General features: G+C 61.4%; 15 protein-coding genes and 1 pseudogene. 8 read left to right on the top strand and 8 right to left on the bottom strand.

What is annotated here, in order from left to right; genetic code table 11:
* Positions 1–1,641 (top strand): T6SS effector BTH_I2691 family protein (locus ACF8RA_RS09650; protein WP_392519128.1); only part of this gene is annotated, 1,641 nt, incomplete at its 5' end.
* A gap of 4 nt (positions 1,642–1,645) precedes the next feature.
* Positions 1,646–2,524 carry a DUF6708 domain-containing protein gene (locus tag ACF8RA_RS09645; protein WP_392461224.1) on the top strand — a complete coding sequence of 293 codons (879 nt, stop codon included), beginning with the start codon at positions 1,646–1,648 and terminating at the stop codon, positions 2,522–2,524.
* Positions 2,525–2,733: 209 nt separating this feature from the next.
* Here ACF8RA_RS09645 and ACF8RA_RS09640 read toward each other — a convergent pair whose 3' ends face one another.
* A complete protein-coding gene (locus tag ACF8RA_RS09640; protein WP_003256021.1) occupies positions 2,734–4,920 on the bottom strand; it encodes an OsmC domain/YcaO domain-containing protein in 2,187 nt (728 codons plus the stop codon).
* A 269-nt stretch (positions 4,921–5,189) separates the two neighbouring features.
* Between ACF8RA_RS09640 and ACF8RA_RS09635 the strand changes: the two genes are divergently transcribed.
* The 3 genes from ACF8RA_RS09635 to ACF8RA_RS09625 are packed head-to-tail and all read left to right on the top strand — an operon-like array spanning position 5,190 to position 9,262.
* Positions 5,190–5,645, top strand: a complete 456-nt coding sequence (locus ACF8RA_RS09635; protein ID WP_021782012.1) for a (2Fe-2S)-binding protein — start codon at positions 5,190–5,192, stop codon at positions 5,643–5,645.
* Positions 5,645–7,900, top strand: a complete 2,256-nt coding sequence (locus tag ACF8RA_RS09630; RefSeq protein WP_176685724.1) for a molybdopterin cofactor-binding domain-containing protein — start codon at positions 5,645–5,647, stop codon at positions 7,898–7,900. The genes ACF8RA_RS09635 and ACF8RA_RS09630 overlap by 1 nt, the downstream gene beginning before the upstream one ends.
* Before the next feature lie 18 nt (positions 7,901–7,918).
* Entirely contained in the window at positions 7,919–9,262 is a 1,344-nt protein-coding gene (locus tag ACF8RA_RS09625; RefSeq protein ID WP_392461223.1) for a c-type cytochrome, read from the top strand.
* 68 nt (positions 9,263–9,330) lie between these two features.
* Here ACF8RA_RS09625 and ACF8RA_RS09620 read toward each other — a convergent pair whose 3' ends face one another.
* The 4 genes and pseudogenes from ACF8RA_RS09620 to ACF8RA_RS09605 all read right to left on the bottom strand — a co-directional run bounded on the left by ACF8RA_RS09620 (position 9,331) and on the right by ACF8RA_RS09605 (position 11,542).
* Positions 9,331–10,119, bottom strand: a complete 789-nt coding sequence (locus ACF8RA_RS09620) for a substrate-binding periplasmic protein (RefSeq protein ID WP_392519126.1) — start codon at positions 10,117–10,119, stop codon at positions 9,331–9,333.
* 206 nt (positions 10,120–10,325) lie between these two features.
* Positions 10,326–10,966: pseudogene (locus ACF8RA_RS09615) on the bottom strand (LysE family translocator).
* A 49-nt stretch (positions 10,967–11,015) separates the two neighbouring features.
* Positions 11,016–11,216: a DUF1289 domain-containing protein gene (locus ACF8RA_RS09610; protein ID WP_012271937.1), complete on the bottom strand. Its 201-nt coding sequence runs from the start codon at positions 11,214–11,216 to the stop codon at positions 11,016–11,018.
* A gap of 8 nt (positions 11,217–11,224) precedes the next feature.
* On the bottom strand, positions 11,225–11,542 hold the full coding sequence (locus tag ACF8RA_RS09605; RefSeq protein WP_003256033.1) for a hypothetical protein: 318 nt from the start codon (positions 11,540–11,542) through the stop codon (positions 11,225–11,227).
* 314 nt (positions 11,543–11,856) lie between these two features.
* Between ACF8RA_RS09605 and ACF8RA_RS09600 the strand changes: the two genes are divergently transcribed.
* Entirely contained in the window at positions 11,857–13,602 is a 1,746-nt protein-coding gene (locus tag ACF8RA_RS09600; RefSeq protein WP_392519125.1) for a BCCT family transporter, read from the top strand.
* Between the two features lie 81 nt (positions 13,603–13,683).
* Here the strand turns inward: ACF8RA_RS09600 and ACF8RA_RS09595 are convergent, their stop codons facing one another.
* Both ACF8RA_RS09595 and ACF8RA_RS09590 read right to left on the bottom strand, forming a co-directional pair.
* The gene (locus tag ACF8RA_RS09595; protein WP_176685729.1) at positions 13,684–14,163 is read right to left on the bottom strand and encodes a VOC family protein; all 480 of its coding nucleotides are present in this window, start codon (positions 14,161–14,163) and stop codon (positions 13,684–13,686) included.
* 187 nt (positions 14,164–14,350) lie between these two features.
* Complete coding sequence (locus ACF8RA_RS09590; protein WP_392515408.1) at positions 14,351–15,694, bottom strand: OprD family porin; 1,344 nt, start codon at positions 15,692–15,694, stop codon at positions 14,351–14,353.
* 280 nt (positions 15,695–15,974) lie between these two features.
* Here ACF8RA_RS09590 and ACF8RA_RS09585 point away from each other — a divergent pair, with 280 nt between their 5' ends.
* Positions 15,975–16,625 carry a TIGR04211 family SH3 domain-containing protein gene (locus ACF8RA_RS09585; RefSeq protein ID WP_176685731.1) on the top strand — a complete coding sequence of 217 codons (651 nt, stop codon included), beginning with the start codon at positions 15,975–15,977 and terminating at the stop codon, positions 16,623–16,625.
* Between the two features lie 81 nt (positions 16,626–16,706).
* On the opposite strand, the gene ACF8RA_RS09580 is transcribed toward ACF8RA_RS09585, so the two are convergent.
* On the bottom strand, positions 16,707–17,585 hold the full coding sequence (locus tag ACF8RA_RS09580) for a LysR family transcriptional regulator (RefSeq protein ID WP_176685732.1): 879 nt from the start codon (positions 17,583–17,585) through the stop codon (positions 16,707–16,709).
* A gap of 156 nt (positions 17,586–17,741) precedes the next feature.
* Here ACF8RA_RS09580 and argC point away from each other — a divergent pair, with 156 nt between their 5' ends.
* Entirely contained in the window at positions 17,742–18,683 is a 942-nt protein-coding gene (gene argC / locus ACF8RA_RS09575) for an N-acetyl-gamma-glutamyl-phosphate reductase (RefSeq protein ID WP_392519124.1), read from the top strand.
* Positions 18,684–18,738 lie beyond the last annotated feature (55 nt).

The raw sequence follows: 18,738 nt of genomic DNA, 5'->3' as shown, positions 1-18,738 counted from the left end.
CCCGGCACCGAAGAGCATGACCGGCGCTTCAAACGCCTGGAGCAATGGCTGGACCAGCACGACAGCCCGCTTTACACCGCCTTGGCGCCGTTCAACCCGTTCAAGGACAAAGCCGATTCGATCGGCACCTTGTTCGGCGCCAGCGACAACGTGATCGAGGGATTGGCGGGGCGCTTCCCGGCCATGGCGGACATCACCGACCTCACCGCCCAGTCGGTCAATACCGTGGTGCTCAAGCGCCTGCGCGGGCAGACCCGCTGGGATGCCAGCCATGGCCTGCGGCGGCAGGTGCAGTTGGCAGCGCGTGAGGCCAATGCCGAGAAAGCACTGGGGTTGTTGGCGGCACGCTATCGAATCACCGAACAGGCCATCAAGGAAAATCCCTTTAGTCAGGAGGTGCAGCGGTATTTGAAGAGCGGCATGGCGCAGGTTGAAGAGATGAAAGCGTTGCGCATATCAGGAAGCCGCACGGTGTCCATCGAGCTGACCACCACTGCGCGGGTGAAACCCAACTTCCTTGGGTTGCTCACCTCCGGCGGTGGTGGCGGTTTAAACGCGGGGATGCTGTGGTTCAACGTGATCTCGCTGAAGACGGCGTACAGCAACCTGCAGCAGAGTGATGCACCGGAATACACGATGGGGTTTGCTTCATCAGTCTTCGGGGTGATCGGCGCGGCGGTAGTGACGCTGGTTAGCGTGCGGGCCACGCATAAAGCCGTAGTCATCAAATTCAGTTCTACGGCGCCAGGAATGGCGTTTGGAAATGGCATAGTAAAGCACTTAAGTAGCAATTTATTCGCCCGCGCCTCTGGCTACCCGGCGATTATCCTTGGACTAACCTCAGACATATTAAAAGGGTATCGACAGTCCCGAAATGGGGGGGCTCTATCAGGTGCGTATACTGCTGCTGGTGGATTCACATCTGCCGCTGGATCCGCTCTTATACTGGAAGCTAGCCTCGCGATTTCTGGCCCAACATCTTTAATCCCCTTCGCAGGCTGGGCTGCTGCGGGTCTCGTGCTTGTCGGTGCTATCGTGCTTGTCGATGGGCTTTACCTACACGCTAAAGCACATGAGCGCCTCCATACTCCGATAGAGCTTTGGGCAAGCAGAAGTATTTTTGGCACAAGAGAGAACGATGGCGAAATCCGTTCTGGGATTAAGTTAGACCACCAGAAACTTCTCCCAAGCTTCACCAATATCAACAAAGAACTTGAAGCCTGGCATACTCAGATCTACGCTCCCATTGCTCTGACTGCTGAACAAACAGCACGCCTAAATCTTGAAGGGCTTACTACACGATTGAGTATCAACAATCAGTGGCCAACACCAGATTGGGCAACAATCATCCATAGCCATGTAGACGAGGGCATGGCCACCATTGAACTAACCGTACTCCTAAAAGACTTCATTATAGGGCAGAGCTTATGGCATGGCACCTTAAGCACCTTGGACTTCGACAGCAAGGCAACCCCCTCAAAGACTGAGCCGACCTGCCACTTAACTTGCGCAGGCCTTGTTCTACATTACAAAATCGATAGAGCCAGAGCAAAAAGTGGCACTCTATTAATAAGTTTTCTATCAAACCAAGGCTTATCCGCCAACACTCATTCAACCTCAACCCTTCATGTCGAGAGGTAGCACTGTGGCCACAACATGGTTATTTAGCCCACACGAAAACACTTATATCAAACCAAAGATCCACGGACAGATCAGCAAAATAACCACTACATTAGCGCAGCTCAGAAATCCATGGGTTTCCGACTCAGTCTTCATGGCCAAGATGTATACCGCCACGATTTTAGCCATCGCGATTGTATCCTACACAGGCTTTTTCACCCACTCAGTCAATTACCAACAGGAAGGGGCATATGTATTTATTGCAATACAGCTCCTCGGACCATTTATTTTTACTCCATTCTTAGCCTACCGTGTTTTCTTAATAAAAAAACTCTCTGACATATACCTCAATAGAGCCACCAAAAAAATATATTACAAACGCATAAATACACTCATAGTTTTTGATTGGAATAACACTGGAGGCGGTATTTTCAAACGCACAGAATTCGGCGGTTCATCATTCACCACCAGCTATGCCCTCGCCTTCGCCCCCCGCCGGGAAGACGGCAGCCTGCACCAAAAAGACTGCCTCTGGGTCGACAGCAACGAACCCACCGAACCCGGCGTCAAGCATGTAGCCGAGGTATGGGAATACCTCCGCCACTTCATGGACCACGGCCCGGACAAACTCCCCCCGCCCGGTGAACCCAACTGGTGGCACAAGCCACTGCACGCCATCTGCCTGACCCCGGCAGAAGCCTGGCGCCACTACGCCCCTTGGCGAACCGGTGAGCCCGGTGAAATGCAGGGCAAAAAGAACTGGCAATTGCCGTTCTGGGCGGTGCTGTTCCCCTACAACCTGACCGTCGCTCTCTGTTGGTACTGTGTCTGCAAGCTTTTCAATGTCCGTGCAGCGCCACCACCGGCGGAGGCTTTCGAAGGTGGGCCTGCTAAGCCCGAATAGTCACCACCTGAAGTGGATAGGAAGAGAACGCTATGCGCCTGGATGGCAACGCGGCAAGACAGAATGGGGATGGCGCCCAGATCAAAGGGCTGTAGGACGGCTCCTGACTTATCGCAGGCAAGCCAGCGTCCACAGGTTCGGCACAAATCTCAAGAGCGGTGCAATACCTGTGGCGCTGGCTTGCCGGCGATGATTGGGCGCAGCGCCTGTCAGGCGAACTTGGCCCGGGCCGCGTGCAGCTTCTTGTAGCTGTCGATCAGGCGCAGGTGGCGATCAAGGCCTTCGAGCTTCATGCTGGTCGGGGTCAGACCATGGAAGCGCACACTGCCGTCCACCGAACCCAATACCGCGTCCATGCGCGCATTGCCGAACATACGGCGGAAGTTGGCTTCGTAGTCATCCATCTCCAGTTCGTCATCCAGTTGCACCTCCAGCACCACGTTCAGCGCCTGGTAGAACAGGCCGCGGTCTACGGTGTTGTCGTTGAACTGCAAGAATGCCTCGACCAGTTCCTTGGCGTCCTCGAAACGCTGTACCGCGAGGCAGATCAGCAACTTCAGTTCGAGAATGGTCAGTTGGCCCCACACTGTGTTTTCGTCGAACTCCACACCGATCAACGTGGTGATGGTGGTGTAGTCATCCACATCGCAGTTGTCCAGGCGCTTGAGCAGCAGCTTCAACGAGCGGCTGTCGAGGCTGTGCAGGTTGAGGATGTCGGCACGGAATGACAAGGCGCGGTTGGTGTTGTCCCAGATCAGATCCTCGACCGGGTAGATTTCCGAATAGCCCGGTACCAGGATGCGGCACGCGGTGGCGCCAAGGTTGTCGTACACCGCCATGTACACTTCCTTGCCCAGGTCTTCGAGGATGCCGAACAGGGTCGCGGCCTCCTGCTGGTTGGAGTCCTCGCCGTGCCCGGAGAAGTCCCACTCGACGAATTCGAAGTCGGCCTTGGCGCTGAAGAAACGCCATGACACCACGCCGCTAGAGTCGATGAAGTGCTCGACGAAGTTGTTCGGCTCGGTCAGCGCGTGGCTTTCGAAGGTGGGTTGCGGCAGGTCGTTCAGGCCTTCGAAGCTACGGCCCTGCAGCAGTTCGGTGAGGCTGCGCTCCAGCGCCACTTCCAGGCTCGGGTGGGCACCGAACGAGGCAAACACGCCACCCGTGCGCGGGTTCATCAAGGTCACGCACATGACCGGGAACTCGCCCCCCAGCGACGCATCCTTGACCAGCACCGGGAAGCCTTGCTCTTCCAGACCCTGGATGCCAGCGAGGATCGCCGGGTATTTGGCCAGCACCTCTTGCGGCACGTCCGGCAGGCACAACTCGCCTTCGAGGATTTCGCGCTTCACCGCGCGCTCGAAGATTTCCGACAGACACTGCACCTGCGCCTCAGCCAAGGTGTTGCCCGCACTCATGCCATTGCTGAGGAACAGGTTTTCGATCAGGTTGGACGGGAAGTACACCACCTGCTGGTCGGACTGGCGCACGAACGGCAGCGAACAGATGCCCCGCGCCGTGTTACCCGAGTTGGTGTCGTACAGGTGCGAACCACGCAGCTCCCCGTCAGGGTTGTAGATCGCCAGGCAGTGCTCATCGAGGATCTCGGCCGGCAACGCGTCGCGCGGGCCCGGCTTGAACCACTGCTCGTTCGGGTAGTGCACGAACGGCGCGTTGGCCAGGTCTTCGCCCCAGAACTGGTCATTGTAGAAGAAGTTGCAGTTGAGGCGCTCGATGAACTCGCCCAGCGCCGAGGCCAGCGCAGCCTCCTTGGTGGCCCCTTTACCGTTGGTAAAGCACATCGGCGACTGCGCATCGCGTACGTGCAGCGACCAGACGTTGGGGACAATGTTGCGCCAAGAGGCGATCTCGATCTTCATCCCCAGCCCGGCAAGAATGCCCGACATGTTGGCAATGGTCTGCTCCAGCGGCAGGTCCTTGCCAGGGATATAGGTGCTGGTGTCCGACACCGGCATCAGCAGCCCCTGGGCATCGGCATCGAGGTTGTCGACCACTTCGATCACGAACTCAGGGCCGGTCTGCACCACCTTTTTCACCGTGCAGCGGTCGATGGAACGTAGGATGCCCTGGCGGTCCTTGTCGGAAATGTCCTCGGGGAGTTCGACCTGGATCTTGAAGATCTGGTTGTAGCGGTTTTCCGGATCGACGATGTTGTTCTGCGACAGGCGGATGTTTTCGGTGGGAATATCGCGGGTCTGGCAGTACAGCTTGACGAAGTAAGCCGCGCACAAGGCCGAAGACGCCAGGAAATAGTCGAACGGGCCGGGGGCCGAACCATCGCCTTTGTAGCGGATAGGTTGGTCGGCGATCACCGTGAAGTCATCGAATTTGGCTTCGAGACGGAGATTGTCGAGAAAATTGACCTTGATTTCCATGCGGGATTACCGTGATTTAAGCGTGCAAAACGAAATTGGCCGGCATTATCCGGGTTTTCGTTACGCAAGTCCTGTTCAACGCCGACCGCAGGCTTGATTTTTCGAAGCTGGCTTGCGTATTCCGCCGGATTACTTGCCTGATCCTCTGAAGCCACCCCCGCCACCAGACCAGCGGTCATCCTCCTGTGCTAGCGTTTCTGCACCGGGGGGGACAACGTATTCCCCATGCAGAAACACAGCGACAACAACCGTGACGGGCAGGTGAAACCATGGAACTACGCATCAACCAGAAGACCTATCAGGTCGAGGCGGACGCCGACACGCCCCTGCTGTGGGTAATCCGCGATGACTTGGGGCTGACCGGTACCAAGTATGGCTGCGGCTTGGCCCAGTGCGGCGCCTGTTCGGTGCTGGTGGACGGCAATGTGGTGCGCGCCTGCGTTACCCCCGTGGCCGGTGTGGTGGGGCGTGAGGTCACCACCATCGAGGCGATCGAGGCCGACCCCGTCGGTAAACGGGTAGTCACCGCCTGGGTCGAGCACCAGGTGGCTCAATGCGGCTATTGCCAGTCCGGCCAGGTAATGGCGGCCACGGCGCTGCTCAAGCACACGCCAAAACCCAGCGATGCGCAGATCGATGCAGCCATGGTCAACCTGTGCCGCTGCGGCACCTACAACGCCATCCATGCCGCCGTGCATGATCTGGCACAGGGGGAGCAGGCCTGATGAACACGCCAGTCGATACGCCTGCCGAACTGCTCAGGTTGCAGCGGGGCGAAACGGTCAACCTGTCACGTCGGCGCTTTCTTGCCGGCACCGCAGTCGGTGCCCTGGTGCTAGGTTTCGGCCTGCCCATGGGCTCGGCCCGCGTGCAGGCAGCCGCCGCCGCTGCGGCAACTACGGAACGCGGCACCCAGGTGCCTGCATTTCTGGAGATTCGCCCGGACGGCACGGTGCGCCTGTTGAGCCCCTTCATGGAAGGCGGGCAAGGCCCTTTCACCGCCATGGCGCAGATTGTGGGTGAAGAGCTGGATGTCGACCCGGCCCATTTCGTGGTCGATAGCGCACCACCGGGCGAAGCCTACGTGGTGATGGAGAACGGCATGCGTATCACCGGTGGCAGCATGTCGGTGCGCATGAGCTACCCGACCATGCGCCGTCTGGGCGCGCTCGCCCGGGGCATGCTGCTGCAGGCGGGCGCCGAACATCTGGGTGTACCGGTCGATGAGCTTTCTACCACGCCGGGTAACGTGGTACATACCACGACCGGACGTTCCGTACCCTACGGTGAGCTGGCCGGTCGCGCCATGGACCTGCCGGTGCCCGACCCGGCCAGCGTCAAGCTGCGCGACCCCAGCCAGTTTCGCTGGATTGGAAAGCCCATACGCCGCCTGGATGCCTACGACAAGTCCACCGGCAAGGCCCAGTACTGCATCGACATCAAAGTCGACGGCATGCTCCACGCTGCCGTGCAGCATGCACCGCGCCTGGGCATGACGGTCGGCAGCCTGCGCAACGAAGACCAAGTCAAGGCCATGAAAGGGGTACATTCAGTGCATCAGCTGCCGGGTGCCGTGGCCGTGGTCGCCGAGCGCTGGTGGCACGCCAAGCGTGCAGTGGAGGCGATTCAGGTGGACTGGAAAGAGCCGGCCGCCGACAGCAAAGTGCGACCGATGCCGGCCGATTTTTCCAGCGACGCCTGGCGCGAACACCTCGCGACGGTGCAAGGGCCGTCCCGTGATGAAGAGAACGAAGGCGACATTGCCGGCGCCTTGGCCAACGCCAAGACCAAGGTCGAGGCCAGCTACCACAACCAGTACCTGAACCACGCCCAGCTGGAGCCACCGTCCGCCCTCGCCCGCTTCAACCCGGACGGCAGCCTCGACGTCTGGCTACCCAACCAGGCCCCGGACATGTTCCGTGACGACATTGCCAGGCGCACCGGCCTGGAGCCTGCACAAATCAACCTGCACTCGCCGCTGCTGGGCGGCTTCTTTGGCCGCCACTTCCTGTACGACTCTGCCAACCCCTACCCGCAGGCCATTGCCCTGGCAAAGGCGGTTGGCCGGCCGGTGAAGCTCATCTGGAGCCGCGAGGAGGAATTTCTGCGCGATGTGCTGCGCCCCGTCGCAGTGGTGAAGTTCCGCGCCGGGCTGGATGCCGACGGCATGCCGGTGGCGCTCGAAGCGGTAAGCGCCACCGAAGGCCCAACCGAGGCTCTTGCTGGTAAACAAGGGGAGAAGATCGACCCGACCGCGCTTGAGGGGCTGTCAGGCAAGTCCTACGCCATCGCCAACAAGCGCATTGCCCAGATCTATGTCAAAGGTCCGGCCATGCTCGGTTACTGGCGCTCGGTGGGTAACTCGCTGAACGACTTCTTCTACGAATCATTCCTCGACGAACTGGCTGATAAAGGTGGCAAGGACCCGTTTGAACTGCGCCTGCACCTGCTGCGCGACAACCCGCGCCTGACCAACCTGCTGAACGCTGTGGCCGACTTGTCCGGCGGCTGGAAGCGCGGGCCGTTCACCGCCGAGGACGGCAGCAAGCGTGCACGCGGCGTGGCCATGGCCTCACCGTTCGGCTCGGAGGCTGCGGTCATTGCCGAGGTTTCGATCGACAACGGCCAGGTCAAGGTGCACGACATCTGGCAAGCCATCGACCCTGGCAGCATCGTCAACCCGGCGATCATCGAGCATCAGGTCAATGGCGCCGTCGCCCTCGGCCTGTCGCAGACGCTGGTGGAAGAAGCGGTGTACGTGGATGGCAAGCCGCGCGCGCGCAACTACGACCTGTACCCGATCCTGCCGCCTTCGCGCATGGCCCGGGTGCATGTGCGCATCATCGAAAGCGGGGCGAAGATGGGCGGCATCGGCGAACCACCGTTACCCGCCGTGGCCCCGGCGGTGGCCAACGCGGTTGCGCAGCTCACCGGCCAGCGCGTGCGCAGTTTGCCATTGAGCCGCCACACCTTCAGCTGATCGCACAAGGGACGCCTCATGACCCATCGTTTCGCAAGAACCGCTGGCTGGCTGGCGATGCCGTGCCTGGTCGCGGCGGGCCTGCTGGCCTGGTATGTCACCCGTGAACCCGCATCGCCGTTTGCCGACGCGCAGGCCACTGCTGCAGACCCGGCGCTGGTCAGCCGCGGAGAATATGTGGCCCGGCTCAGTGACTGCGTGGCCTGCCATAGCCTGCCGGATGGCAAGCCGTTCGCCGGCGGACTTGAAATGGCCACCCCGCTGGGGACGATCCACGCCACCAACATCACCCCTGACCGCGACAGCGGTATCGGTAGCTACACCTTGGCCGACTTCGACCGCGCCGTGCGCCAGGGTGTCGCGCCCGGTGGCCGGCGGTTGTACCCGGCTATGCCTTACCCGTCCTACGCCAAGCTCAGCGATGATGACGTCAAGGCGCTGTATGCGTTCTTCATGCACGGCGTGCAACCGGCGCGGCAGGCCAACCTGGCCAGCGACATCCCCTGGCCGCTGAACCTACGCTGGCCCATCGCCTTGTGGAACGGCCTGTTTGCCGCCACCACACCTTACACCGACAAGACCGGGCAGGATGCACAGTGGAACCGTGGCGCCTATATCGTCCAGGGCCCCGGACACTGCGGCAGTTGCCACACGCCACGCGGCCTGGCGTTCAATGAAAAAGCGCTGGATGAGAGCGGCAAGCCGTTCCTGTCCGGTGCACTGCTCGATGGCTGGTATGCACCCAGCCTGCGCGCCGACCACAACACCGGGCTGGGGCGCTGGAGCGAGACGGAGATCGCGCAGTTCCTGAAGACCGGGCGCAACCGGCATGCAGTGGTATTCGGTTCGATGACCGAGGCGTTCAACAACTCCACGCAGTTCATGCATGACGACGACCTGGCAGCCATCGCCCACTACCTGAAGTCGCTGCCCGGCGACCCTCAACGTGACGGCGCGCCGTGGCAATACCAAGCCGAATCGGTAGCTCTACGGTTGGACAGCCCAGGAGCGCGCACCTACGTGACACGCTGTGCGTCTTGCCACGGCCTGGACGGCAAGGGCCAGGCCGAGTGGATGCCGCCCTTGGCTGGAGCGACCTCGGCACTGGCCAAGGAGGACGCCTCGGCAATCAATATCACGCTCAATGGTTCGCAGCGGGTGGTGGCTGCAGGGGTGCCGGACGCCTATCGCATGCCGGCTTTCCGCGAACAGTTGGGAGATCAGGAGATTGCCGACGTGCTCAGCTTTGTGCGTACGGCCTGGGGCAACCAGGGTGGTGCGGTGGATGCGCAGGCGGTAGGCAAGCTGCGTGGCCATACCGATCCGGCCAGCAGCAGCCCCATCATCTTGCATATGCGTTGAACTGGAGTAGTACATGTACCGACGCAAGGCTGCTCCCACAAAGACCGCGAAGCACCTTAGCCACGCTGTCACTGCCACCGTTCCAGATTCTGTTTCAACCACTGCTCGGGCATGGCCTCATCAACGATCTTCGCCATTTCCCGCGCCAGCGCCTCACGTAGCGATGGCCGGTTGCAGGGCGACTCTCGTGAGATTGCCAGGTACAACCCTTCGCTGGACACGGGTGGCTGCAACACCTGCACAGTGGCTGCGATGCCCAACGTGCGCGCCAGCGCCATGCCAGGATACTGTTCGTACACCACGTAATCGCTGCGTTTGTGCATCAGCTTCTCGAACGCCTGCCTGGCACTGGGCACTGCCTCGAGGGTGAGATTGGCCTGGGCGTATTCATCGAACTGTTGGCCGTGGCTGTTGTTGACCAGAGTGCCACCCTTGCGGCCTTTGAGGTCGGCCCATTGCTGGTAGGCAAAGGCATTGTCCTGGTGCACCCAGATGACGCTGGGTGTGCGCAAGAACGGCGGGGTAATGTAGTCCACATGCTGCCGGCGCGCTTCGGTCAGGAAATACCCGGCCATCAAGTCGATCCGCCCGGTGCGCACTTCTTCCTGGGCTCGCGACCACGGCCCGGCGTAAACCACCTCTATTTCCAGGCCCAACTGCTTGCCCAGGTACTTGAGCAAGTCGGCATTGGCACCGATCAACTGTTGAGGGTTTAGCGGATCGCGCCACAGGTAGGGGGGGTATTCCGGGTTGCCTGTGGCGGTCAACCGTAGGCATGCATCATCCGCTACCGCAGCCAGAGGCAGCAGCGACAGGTACACCATGAGCAAGGCGTGGCGAAAGCAACGCTCGATCATCCAAGACCCTCGGCACATGAAACACCCGGCGACCCGGCGTGGTAGCCCAAGGCTGCCACCTACTGTGGTCGCCTGCAGCTATCATCCGCGCACTGTAGATAGTCTGGACCATCAACAACCCGCAGACGAGCCTTTCATCGTCCAGTAGAAAAATCTGCCGAAGGACAGACAGTGAGGAGCTGCACGGCCGGCGACACTTGGGCTTTTCAGCCTCCCTGCCGCCGCATCGCCAGGATCGCCGCGCCAAAACCGATAAAGGTGGTGCCACCACCCGGCTCACCCAGCGCGACATCGACGGCCGGGTCAGCACACCCTTGGCCCGCGCAGCCAAAGCGGCATACACGCTCAGCGAAGTCAGCGACAAGGCCACGAAGATCCCGGTCAAGGTCAGAAACTGTGGCAACAATGCAGCCCCTTGGTCGATGAACTGCGGGAACAGTGCAGTAAAGAACAGGGTTGCCTTGGGGTTGGTTACTGCAGTGAGGAAGGCCGATTTGAACAGCTTCAGCGGCGAGGGGCGCACCTTGGCCGTACGCTCTGCGGCACCCTGCCCCAGCATCGGGCTCTTCTTCAGCAGTTGTCGCGCCCCCAGGTAGAACAGGTAGCCCGCCCCCAGAACCTTCACGGCATTGAACAGTACTTCAGAACTGGCCAGCAGTGCGCCTAGCCCCAGCATGGCTGCAGCCGACAAACAGAACAGGCCCGTGCCATTGCCCAGCGACGACCAGATCGCGCTGCGCTGACCATGGGCAAGGCTGTTGTTGATAGCCATCAAGGTGGCAGGGCCGGGGCTGGCGATCGCGATGGCGGCGACCAGGGTGAATGCGAACAGCGAGTGAGAATCCATTTCAGGCTCGTCAGACAATCAGGAAAGGCTGCGTCAATTCTGGGCAGGTTCAGTCGGCATTCTGCCGCTTTGCCGCCTTCTTGGCGATAGCCTTCATTCGCGTCGCCGCCCGCTGCACAGTGGCCATTTTCTCGGGCCTCTTCATGCCCCGCCACTTGCGGATTTCGTCACGGGTGCGGCCGCAACTCACGCACAGTTCGCTGTTGAGCTGGCATAACGAGACGCAGGGGTTGTCGATGTCTTTGGCCATGCCACTACTCAGCCAGGCAGTTCTGCCCGCGCACGTTCACCCGCGCTGTGGAACACCTGACGCACTTCTTCGGCCTTGACCTTGGTTACCGACCTGGCTGCCAGCAACTCTTCGACCACGCGCAAGCCCTGCTCCAGGGCTGTGGCCAGTTGCTCGGCGTCGGAGGCGTCAGCGATATCACCCAGATAGGGAGCGATGAGATACACGTAACGGTCCTGCAGCTTGAGCGCTTCCAGCGCGTCGAGGGCTTTCTGGAACCGATCGGCAGCGGCTGGGCTCATGCTCAATTTATCGAAATGAATCAGGCTCACACGGTCAGTGGCCATTATGACGAATCTCCGTTTCCTGGTGCGGCCAGGCCCGCAAGCAGCAGCGCTTCTACGATGCTCGTATGTGCGGGCCCGGGTTATGCCCATCAGGGTACCAGAAGCCGAGGCAGAAAGGGCCACTGCCCCCAGAACTAAAAGTATTTGCCAAGTCGCGCAATGGACGCCCCAGGACGTTATGGGGACATGAGCCGCTATCTGCTGCACAGGATAATCCCGCCAGCAATCCACCCCGCCGAGGCCGTCATCGCGCTCGGCAGCCCACACAACAAGCCTGCGCGTTCAGGCAATACACAAATGGGGCCTCATCATACATGGCAAAGGAACACATCCCCGAAACACTCGATCTTGGCGTCACAGACCCCTCGAAAACCGCAGAAGCCCGCCAGGATCGGCATTTCGAGGGCAAGCTTGACTGGATCGTCTTTGGTTTCACCAGCCTCCTGGCCATCGCTTTCGTGCTCTGGGGCTTCCTCAACCAGGCCAGCCTGGCCAGCAGCGCCTCCAGCGCGCAATCCTGGGTCATTCTCAATTTCGGCTGGTTCTTCGTGCTCACCTCCTCCCTCTTCGTGGTGTTCGTGCTGTGGCTGGCCGCCAGCCGTTACGGGCGGGTGCCGCTGGGCCGCGATGGCGAACAGCCAGAATTTCGCACGGTGTCCTGGGTAGCGATGATGTTCAGCGCCGGTATGGGCATCGGCCTGATGTTCTTCGGCGTGGCCGAGCCGCTGTCGCACTACATATCGCCGCCGCCAGGCTCAGCCAGCGGGCAGACCAGCGAAGCGATGCAGGTGGCAATGGCCACCACCCTGTTCCACTGGACCCTGCACCCTTGGGCCATGTACGCCATCGTTGGCCTGGTAATCGCCTACGGCACCTTCCGCCGTGGCCGCTCGCAACTGATTTCCGCTGCCTTTCGGCCGCTGATCGGCAAGCACGCAAACGGCCCACTCGGCCGCCTGATCGACATGATGGCGATCTTCGCCACACTGTTCGGCTCGGCCGCCTCGCTGGGCCTTGGCGCGCTGCAGATCGCCGGCGGCCTGGAATACAACGGCTGGATCGAAAGCCCCGGTAAACTGTTCTACATCTCGATCATCACACTGCTGACCATTGCCTTCGTCACCTCGGCGGTGTCGGGCATCGGCAAGGGTATCCAGTGGCTGTCCAACACCAACATGGTGCTGGCACTGGTGCTGGCAGTGTTCGTGTTCATGGTCGGGCCGACGCTGCTGATGCTCAATCTGCTGCCGACCTCGCTCGGCATCTACATCAAGATGCTGCCGGAGATGATGGCCCGCACCAACGCCAGCGGCGGCGAGCAGATGAACAGCTGGCTGGCCGGCTGGACCGTGTTCTACTGGGCCTGGTGGATCTCCTGGACGCCTTTCGTGGGCATGTTCATCGCCCGCATCAGCCGCGGTCGCACCATTCGCCAGTTCGTGACCGGGGTGCTGCTGGTGCCAAGCCTGGTCAGCCTGGTGTGGTTCACCATCTTCGGTGGCGCCGCCATCGAGGCCGTGCGCGAGGGCGCCTTCCAGCTGGCCAACGGTGCGGTCAACAGTAACCACGCGCTGTACCAGTTGCTGGACAGCTACCCACTGGCCTCGGCAACCTCGGTGCTGGTGATGATCCTGGTGGGCATCTTTTTTGTTTCGGGTGCCGACGCCGCCTCGCTGGTGATGGGCACGCTGTCGGAACACGGCACCACCGCGCCATCACGACGCACAGTGATTTTCTGGGGCTCGCTAACCGGTACGGTGGCGGCGATCATGCTGGCGATCGGCGACCCACGTAACCCTGGCGAGGCGCTGACCGGGCTACAGAACCTGACCATCGTCGTGGCCTTGCCATTCGTGGTGGTGATGGTACTGCTATGCCTGGCGCTGTACCGCGACCTGCGCAAGGACCCGATGATGCTGCGCCACCTGCGCGGCAACGAGCTGATCGAGAAGGCCGTACTGTATGGGGCGGTGAAGCATGGAGAGGAGTTCTACATTGTAGTGCAGGAGAAGAAGGCATCGACCAAGACAGCGACAGAGGCCGAAGTAACCAGCAACTGACTGCGCCAACCAGAAAGCCACGGGCTGCTGTGCAGCCCGATCGCGGCACGCGGCCGCTGCTGCTGAAAACACAGGTCTGCTTCAACCTTTTAACGCCACCTCTATCTGGGCCACATCGATCTTGCCCATCTGCATCATGGCCTCGAACGCACGCTTGGCCGCCGCTCGGTCGGGGTGGCCGATGGCTTCGATGAGGATGCGTGGAGTGATCTGCCACGAAATCCCCCATTTGTCCTTGCACCAACCGCAAACACTGGCCTCGCCGCCGTTGCCGATAATGGCATCCCACAAGCGGTCGGTCTCTGCTTGGTCCGCGGTACTGACCTGGAACGAAAATGCCTCACAGTGCTTGAAGGCCGCCCCCCCATTGAGCCCCACGCAAGGAATGCCCATTACCGTGAACTCCACGGTGATCACATCGCCCTGCTTGCCTGAAGGGTAATCGGCGGGCGCCTGGTGCACAGCGACCACTCGGCTATCGGGGAACGTTCGGGCATAGAAGTTCGCCGCCGCTTCAGCTTCGTGGTCATACCACAGGCAGATGGTGTTCTTGGCAGTCATGGCTTCGCTCCAAGATCGAAGGTGAGCCTTGAGTCTAGCCCCATAGCCCCGGCGTACTGGTAACGCCTGACCAACTGATGCCAATGCAGGTTTAACCGCGATGACGCCGATACAAAAAAGGCGCCCCAAGCGGAGCGCCCAAAAAATCCACCCAGACCAAAGGAGCAACGAGGTTGCCAAAGTGGAATCACAGAATCGACAACGGGTACTCCACGATCAGCCGCACTTCGTCCAGATCCGACTCGAACACCGTGGCCCGGGTGGTGGCCTGGCGCACCCGCAACGACAGGTCCTTGGCCGCGCCAGTCTGCACCACATATTTGACCTCGATGTCACGTTCCCAGCGTTTCTGGTCGGTCAGCGGGTTGCCCGCGACGTCGCGGCGCATGTAAGTGGCGTTGGCATTGGAGTAATCGGCGTCGGTACCCTTGCCGTAACGTGTCATGAACGACAGCCCAGGTACGCCGTAGGTGGCCATGTTCAGGTCATAGCGCAGCATCCATGAACGCTCCTTGGGCGCGTTGAAGTCGCTGTACTGGATGGAGTTGTCGAGGAAGATCGAGTCGGATTGGCGCAGGTAGTCGAAGTCGTCGTCGCCGTTGTTGCGCTGGTGAGTCAGGGCCAGGGTGTGAGCAGCAAAGCGCACACCCAGCTTGGCGCTCCAGATATCGTTGTCAAAGGCGCCCAGGCGCTGCTGCCCTTCATCAACAGCCTTGTAATAGTTGAAACCACCAATCAGGGCCAGCTCCTCGCTCAGCGGCCAGCTCAGGCTGGTGCCGACGTAGTACTGGTTCCACACATCCTTGAGCCGGCTACTGAACAGGCTGACGCTGACATGCTCATTGAGCGTGTAGTCACCGCCGCCATAGGCGATCCACGGCGAATCGACCGGGCCGCCATAGAACGTCACGAAGTTCTCCCGCAGGTCGCTGGACATCGGCTGGCTCATGGCATGCAGACGTCCGGCTTGCAGGGCAAGGTCCTTGATGCTGGTGTTCTCCAGGGTCACCCCACGGAAGCTTTCCGGCAGCAGCCGCGAGTCGCCAGCAGCCACCACCGGGTTGGCCGGGAACACATCGCCCACCTTCAGTACCGTGTCGAACAGTCGCACCTTGGCCGCGCCCCCCACCTTGGTGTACTCGTCACGTGCCTGGCCGTCGCGGTCGACCGGCAATACGTCGAAGGAACTGCGCCCGCCGTTGCGGCCGCCGCCAGTGTCGAGCTTAAGCCCAAGCATGGCAAACGCATCCACGCCAACACCTACAGTGCCCAGGGTGAAGCCCGACTCAAATCGGGTAATCACGGCGTGCCCCCAGGCTTCGGAGTAGCCGCTGTCAGGCTGTTTGCCCGGGTGGTGTGTCGGGGCCGCAGAATCGCGGTTATCGCGGTTGAAATAGAAGTTGCGGTTAAGCACGCTGAGGGTACTGCCCTCCATGAAGCCGTCCGCGCTTTTTTCTGCAGCAACAACCTGGCTGCCAACGCTGGCCAGCGCCAGGCAAGCAGCCAGTGTCAGGGGTGATCTACACGTCATCCGATGCTCCTTGAACGTCGCATTTGTTGTTATGTCGGCGGGCCGAGATTGACGGCCGGCAGATAACGCCAAGGTGATCGGCGCATTACAATTGCGTCATCGGCAACGCAGCGCTCTGAGTGAAGTACTGCAACATTCTGCAGATATTTCCGACGTCAGGCAGTGAACCTGCTGACAAAAAAACGGTCTTTCGCTGACGGTCAACTCACCGACCGGTTCATCGGCCCAGTCACCGGGCCTACTTTTTGTCCTGTTCCAGCGAATTCAGCGAAGACCCAACATGCCCGATTCCCGCCCAAATGCTTCCGCCCTCCCTGCCCTGCGCATCGGCCTGATTGCCGCCGTGGTGGGTATTGCCGCCCCCGTGCACGCCGAAGAGCCTGCCAGCGACGCACGCTGGGTCAGCGACAGCCTGAGCACCTATGTGCGCAGCGGCCCGACCGACGGGCACCGCATTGTCGGCACGCTCAAGTCCGGTCAGAAGCTGACCTTGCTCGGCAGCCAGGGCAATTACAGCCGGGTGCGTGGGCAGAACGGAGATGTGGTGTGGATCCTCAGCAACGACCTGCAGACGGTACCCGGGCAGAACGAACGCCTGCCATTGCTCGATGCCCAGGTCGCCGAACTGACCGGGCAGTTGAAGACCATCGACGACAACTGGAAGAACCGTGTGCAGGGCATGCAGGAAACACTTGATTCGCGCAAGCAGCTGATTGACGAGCTGGAGGCGCGCAACAAGGCACTGAACGAGCAGCTCGATCAGAGCCAATCGGACCTGCGCGATACCCAGGCCCGCCTGGGGGATGAGAACAAGCAGGTGATGATGCGCTACATGGTGTATGGCGGCAGCATTGCCGGTGCAGGCTTGCTGGCGGGGCTGATCCTGCCGGCACTGACCCGTGGGCGCAAGAAGAACGATCGCTGGTTCTGAGTTCGGCAAGGCGCTGGAGCTGGAGCTGGAACGTGCAGGCCTGGCCACAGGCCTTGCTATAGCGGAATAGTGGAGTCGCCCCTACAACAACCGTTCCAGCGCCTCCAGCACATACCCCGTGGCCCGCTCCACCTGCCCCTCCCGACAAGCGATCCCCAACTGCCGCCACAACCCGGGCCGCAGCGGTCGGCGGGCAATGCGCCGGTCCAACTCGGTCGCCTCCCCCTCCTGCGGCAACAATGTCGCCCCATAGCCGGCGCCGACCAGGCTCTTGATTGCATCGTTGTAGTTCAGCTCGATCCGCGGCTCGGGGTACAACCCCGCCGCTGCAAACCACTCGCCGGTAACCCGCGACAGCTGGGTGGTGCTGTCGTTGAGAATCAACGCCCGTTGCGCCAGCCACGCCGGGGTGATCCTGGCCGGCGGCTGCCAGTCGGCCGGCACATACGCCAGGATCGGGTCGCGCCGCCAGGGGGTGACCGTCAGCCCTTTGCCGGCCACCTGCGGCAAGGCCACAAGGCCGATGTCCAGTGTGCCCTCACGCAAGCGCGTGAGCGACGCCTGGGAGGTCAGCACCTGTACCTGGACGTCGATCCCCGGGTGCTCCACACGCAGGCGCGCCAATGCCTGCGGCAGCAAATGGGCGATGGCACCGGTGGAAGCGCCCAGACGCACACGCCCGGTCAACCCTTCGACCTGCCGGCGTACTTCGTCCAGCGCCAAGTCAGCGTCCGCCAGCAGGCGCCTGGCACGCCCCAGCAGTGTTTCACCGATGACGGTAGGCCGCACCTGGCCGCGGGTGCGGGTGAGCAACGGGGCGCCGATACGCGCCTCCAACTCGGCCACGTGCAAGCTGATGGTGGGCGGCGCCAGGTTAAGCTGGCGGGCAGCCTCGGCAAAGGAGCCCAGGTCGCTGATGACCACCAGTGTGCGGAGGCGGTCGAGGCTGATTTCGCGCATTGTCAGAGCCGGCCCTTTCGCGGGCACACCCGAAGGGTCACCACGCATTTCAAAAAGTCATTCAGAAAACCTGAATATATCGATCATCATATTCAAATTTTCATTACCAAAGCTACGGGCGAGCATAGGCCATCTTTCTCCAACCGGACCCCGACCATGCACACCCCTGTTGTTTTCATCGACGGCGACCAAGGCACCACAGGCCTGCAGATCCATGCCCGCCTGAAGGGTCGTACCGACCTTCGCCTGCTGACCCTCCCCGAGGCAGAGCGCAAGGACCCGCAACGCCGCTGCGAAGCGATCAACAGCGCCGACATCGCCCTGCTGTGCCTGCCCGACGACGCCGCCCGCGAGGCCGTGGCCGCAATCCACAACCCGCAGGTGCGGGTGATCGACGCCAGTTCGGCGCACCGCACCGCACCAGGTTGGGTATATGGCCTGCCGGAACTGGACGAACAGCAAGCCGAGCGTATCGCGCAATGCAAGCGTGTCAGCAACCCCGGCTGCTATCCCACCGGCGCCATCGCGCTGCTGCACCCACTGGTCAAGGCCGGCTTGCTGCCTGCGGACTACCCGCTGAACATCCACGCCGTGTCAGGCTACTCCGGCGGTGGTCGCGCGGCGGTCGAGCGGCACGAACAGCCCGGCGCCGCCAAAGCCCCTGCGCTACAGCTGTATGGCCTGGAGCTGGCGCACAAGCACGTACCGGAAATCCAGCAGCACGCGGGGTTGTCGGTGCGGCCGATGTTCATGCCCGGCTATGGCGCCTACCGCCAAGGCATCGTGCTGAGCATTCCTCTGCAACTTCGCCTGCTGCCTGGACACATCAGCGTCGAGCAGTTGCAAGCCTGCCTGGAACAGCATTACCAGGGTGCCCGCCATGTCCAGGTGATGCCCCTGCATCAGTGCGGCGCTGCGGCAAACCTCGATCCCGAGGCATTGAATGACAGCAATGACCTGCGCCTGGCGCTGTACGCCAACCCCGAGCATGGCCAGGTACTGCTCACCGCAGTGTTCGACAACCTGGGCAAAGGTGCCTCTGGTGCTGCCGTGCAAAACCTCGACCTGATGCTCGGTGCCTTACAGGCACACGGCTGATACGGCAAAACCGGTTAGACTGTACAACCCGCGCCAACACAGCGCGGGTTGTATT

The sequence above is a fragment of the Pseudomonas sp. FYR_5 genome, from assembly GCF_043106315.1.
Lineage (GTDB): Bacteria > Pseudomonadota > Gammaproteobacteria > Pseudomonadales > Pseudomonadaceae > Aquipseudomonas > Aquipseudomonas putida_Y.
Note: the sequence above shows the minus strand (reverse complement) of the source record. Positions and strands in the feature narration are given on the sequence as shown.